Annotated in this window: 3 protein-coding genes; 1 reads left to right on the forward strand and 2 read right to left on the reverse strand. The window is 37.1% G+C overall.

All coding sequences use genetic code 11. The features are described 5' to 3' along the window. Positions 1-240: 240 nt before the first annotated feature. Both Q0L68_RS16795 and Q0L68_RS16800 read right to left on the reverse strand, forming a co-directional pair. Positions 241-1,413, reverse strand: a complete 1,173-nt coding sequence (locus tag Q0L68_RS16795; protein ID WP_296705371.1) for a serine hydrolase — start codon at positions 1,411-1,413, stop codon at positions 241-243. A 461-nt stretch (positions 1,414-1,874) separates the two neighbouring features. Beyond that, the gene (locus Q0L68_RS16800) at positions 1,875-2,897 is read right to left on the reverse strand and encodes a hypothetical protein (RefSeq protein WP_296705373.1); all 1,023 of its coding nucleotides are present in this window, start codon (positions 2,895-2,897) and stop codon (positions 1,875-1,877) included. Between the two features lie 334 nt (positions 2,898-3,231). Here Q0L68_RS16800 and Q0L68_RS16805 point away from each other — a divergent pair, with 334 nt between their 5' ends. Then, positions 3,232-4,431: a histidine kinase gene (locus Q0L68_RS16805; RefSeq protein ID WP_296705374.1), complete on the forward strand. Its 1,200-nt coding sequence runs from the start codon at positions 3,232-3,234 to the stop codon at positions 4,429-4,431. Positions 4,432-4,574: the final 143 nt, after the last annotated feature.

Consider the following 4,574-nt stretch of genomic DNA (forward strand, 5'->3'; position numbering starts at 1 on the left):
TTTCATGCCGAGTTGTGGGTTTTTAGAAAAAAGTGAAAAGTCCTTAAAATTGTTTGCAAAATAATGAATATTAAGTAGCCCTGCTAGGAATCGAACCTAGATCTAGCGTTTAGGAAACGCTAGATCTACAACCTGGGTCCTTGACTTGATTTCAAACAACTCAATTAACGGATTAAACATTAAAATAATTTCTATAGAAGATCCAAATTTTCTAGCCATTCTATAGATTACCACGAACGATTAGTTCCAAGCATTGTCATATGCATTCCTAAATAGTGTATTTAAGGAATTGGTACTGTCCAGATTTCCACCTCTACCATTAGCAAGAAAAACAATTTCAATTTTATTTTTTGGAAAGGTCATAATGATTGTTCTTACTCCTTGACCACTTCCATTGATATAGGAACCTTGCTTTGAAAAATAAGTGCCTTGAGTGCCGACTATTGGGCTAGTAAAAGGATTTATATCTCCCCAACCCAAGTAATTCAAGTACATCGTTGTTCTTTCCAATTTGGACAACAAAACTTGTGAATTATTCAAAAATGCTTGAAACCTAGCAATATCTAAAGTACTCATATAAAGTCCGCCGCTTCCCAACATATCACTTACATCGCCTATATCCCAACCTTCCACAGTTGGAAGATCTCCTACTCTATAACCCAGAACTGAGTTGCTTTCGGAAATAGCCGATGTAATTCCAGTCGGGGTAAAAATACGGGTTTGAAGAAAGCTGGAATAAAATTGCTTGATCTTAGCTTGTTGACCCGATTCTGTGTTTAAACCTAAAAGATTTTGATTAGCCATTTGAAAAATGATGTATTTAATAAAGAAAAAATTCGCATTGGAATAGGAAAATGATTGGTTATTGCTAACAGAATTTGAGCTAGCCAATATTTTCATATTAGCTAAGGATCCATCGACTGTTTGCGGAAAACCTGTTCGATGTGTTAATAAATTTCTAAAACTCAGACTTCTCACCTGTTGACTTGCTCCTAAAACTGGAGGTAAATAGGGGCCAATCGGCAAATCAAGCATTGAAATTAAGCCTGTCCCGTAGGTCCTCAAGGCAATAATTAAGCTTGTCGTACCAATAGCTTTGTCAATACTTGCTAAATAAATTGGAGAAGTGAGATCTGTAGGCTTAGTTTCTCTTCCTTGTTTCCAATTTCCAAAAGTGCCGCTTTTAGCAAGATCCCCTTCATTGTTAATAATGTAGGAATAGCCTACCCACTGATTACCCAAACTTGAAACAATATTTGCCTCAAATTGGTCAATGTCAAATTTCAATTCATTGGGGTTGTACTTATCAGGTACTGAGGGCTTAGGAAGAAAAGGGATTATTTCGCAACTTGAAATAAGAAATGGAAGTCCTATAAGGATCCAAAACATCAGTTTTAATTTATCGGTTTTCATAAAGTTGGGATTTAAGTATACCCAAAAATGAATACTTCCATTTAAAATGCGGATGATAAATTGACCATTACCGTGTTTGAATTTACCGATACTAGTTTTGAAGAATCTAAATAATTTTGAAATTAGTAAAATCCATTTTTTTGAAGCATCAAATCCAATTCTCGCGTTGTCACCAATACCATAAGAAAATCAGCTGTATTTTATCTATTTCTTTCTGTAATCCTTTTTCTAGGATCCTGTAAGTGGAGTGGTTATTGAAAAATTACCAAAAATGTAAAAACAAATAGGGCCAAAATATTGGCCCTATTTGTTTTAGGAATTAGAAACCGAGGCCTTTGCTTTTTTCGACGCCTTATTTTTCTTTTTCTTAGGTCTTCTGGCTCCAAAAATTTTCTCAAAGTGTATTAACTCAAAAAAAAACCGGGCAAAAAGTCCGGTTTTCTAAATAGGAATTCTGACAATTATCTTCCTGTAGTTGGGTCAGGAGTATTCCTTGAGTCCCAATAGCGTGACCAAATGAAGATCATTTCCCAATCAAATTTGGATCTGAATAATTGTACACTAGCCCAATCAATATCTCCGCTTTCGTCATAATTATCAGATATTAGGCCATAAATGGCACCATTTCCTCCAAATCTCAGAAACTTACCTTTTTCATTTTCAAGAGGAATACCATAATGTTTACTTATGGATTCAATCAAGATATCTGCTTTTCCTCTTGCCTCTATTCTTGCGGCCTCTCTGACCTTTTGAATGGCTGGTAGTAGCAAACTAGTTGCAATTGGATCCAAACCAGAATTTATTTCAAGTTCCAAAAGGCCAGCCTGTGTTTGAGAAGGTTCAGCATTCCATCTATCTACTCTCTTTAAAAATTCTACAGTTTCCTCAAGTTGTGACTTTTTTATAGGAGGGAAACTGTCATTGCACCAATCACATCCAGTTGCTTTACCTGGTCCAAAGCCTATTTTTTTGGCATAATAGAATTCATCTTCATCTGATTCACCGGGTATATCTGGAATTTTCAAGTAGTAATCAGCAGCTGCTTCCTCATCCATCACAAATCCCAAAATGACATCTCCTCTGCTTCGTTGAGGATCCTTTGGAATAGTTTCATGCCTAAGCATATTCCCTAGCAAGTCAAGGTTTTGGTCAAAAATCTTCTCGGAAAAAATCACCATTTTATTAACAAATTCTTCCTTTGTTCTACTAGATTTTCGATACTCTTCCACCTTTCCCTCTGGTAATTGGGTCATTAATAATGGATAGGCATTTCCCATCATCCGTTGATTTCTTTCAATGCGGGCTACCATTCGATATGGCCACTGCACGGAAGTGCGTGCATTTTCATTTCCAGTAAGCCCAAGGGAAGTCCCATCCTCCACAGACAGTTCTTCTGATGGTAGGACTGCGTTTTGATTCATTGGGTCGCATCCCGAAGCGAGGACCATTACACCCATACTTAACAATAAAAGATACTTTTTCATGGTTTATAAAATTTAAATAGTTACTGTTTTGGAAGGGCTATTCCCCTCTTACGAACCAAACTTAGAAGGGTATTTTGGATAGGCTTTGACTGGATTGATGAGGAGGGAGTATCCTATTACAGATTGGCTTTTTCAATTGACCGAGATTAAAAAGTTTAATAAAACTGCGCCAATTAAGTTTTTTTCGAATCCATCAAATGGAGTCAGAGTTTCATCAATCAAAACTCTCAATCGATCAATCAGGGCAAAATGATTGATTAAGTAACTTCTAACTTTCCGGACTTACCAGTTCATCCAAGTACATGTTCAGACAATTCCTTAACTTATTCGAAACTTGAACCCTTTTGAAGTGCATATCGTCAGTCTCAAAGATCTGGAAGAAATTCTTCTACACTTTTCCCAATCCATGACCAAGATCGATTCGGAAGCAGAACTGCTTTGGGATTTGGTCGGCAATTGCATCAGTAAACTCAACTTTGAGGAAGCAGTAGTTTATTTATTGGATGAGACCGGAGAATTTTTGGTACAAAAAGCTGCCTATGGCTCCAAAGCCAGCCAAAATAGAAAAATCCTTCACTCTACCCGGATTCCAATAGGAGAAGGTGTCACTGGGAAAGTAGTCACCAGTGGTTTACCAGCTTTGATTTCAGATAAGCGAAAATATCCAGAGTATATACCCGATGATCAATTTATGCTCTCTGAAGTAGTAGTTCCGATACTATTGGAAGGAAAAGTCATTGGGGTTATTGATAGTGAAAATTACGAGCCGGGCTACTTCACAGAGCAACATGTAAGGATTTTGAATGCTGTTGCTTCTATCTATTCTGGGCAAATCGCCAGAATCCGTGCCGAAAAAAAGGTCAAAGAAGACCAAGAAAAACTCTTGGAGTTGCAAAAACGCAATTATCAATTTCAGCTGGAAGCACTATCTGCCCAGTTGAGCCCTCATTTTGTTTTTAATTCCCTGAATTCGATTCAAAATCAGATTTTCAAAGAAGATAAGGAAAGCTCTCTTCGCTTCTTGAGTATTTTCAGTAAACTCCTGAGGTATTTTTTGACCCAGCTAAAAGAGGAGTCTGCCTCCTTAAAAGAAGAAATTCAAATGATAAATTGGTATCTGGAAATCCAAAAGCTGCGCTATGGCAAAGTCTTGGAATATGAGGTAATAAATTCAATGAACTCCTTTCCTAAAAATGCCAAAATCCCTTCTCTTGTGGTTCAAAATCTGATTGAGAATCTACTAGAAGAACAAATTCAGAGTGCAAATGGAGCCATCGCTATACGAATAGAATTTTCAGAATTGGAGAATAAAATCTTGATGAAGGTTTGGGTGAGTCAGGAAAAATCAGGAGAGTCCCCCGAAAAAAGATCCTTCGGCAACCAACTCATCTCAGATTGGCAAGGTTTTGTCCAGTTACTTAACGAAATCAAATCTTATCGTATTCAATACGATGCCGGGGAAAAAGCTTGCCCAAAAGGGACGGCTAATTGTAAATATGTCAACCTGATTTTACCCAACTTATCCAACGAATGAGGCTATTTTTTACGGTACTGTTTTTAGGAATTTTTCAGTTTTCATTTGCATGGCAAAATGATGAGAATTACCATTTTCAGGTACCGATCAATCCATCCATCGTAGCCTTTGATTCCGCTGTCAAAATTGACCAGATGATAAGG

The organism is Algoriphagus sp. (genome assembly GCF_024642405.1).
Lineage (GTDB): Bacteria > Bacteroidota > Bacteroidia > Cytophagales > Cyclobacteriaceae > Algoriphagus.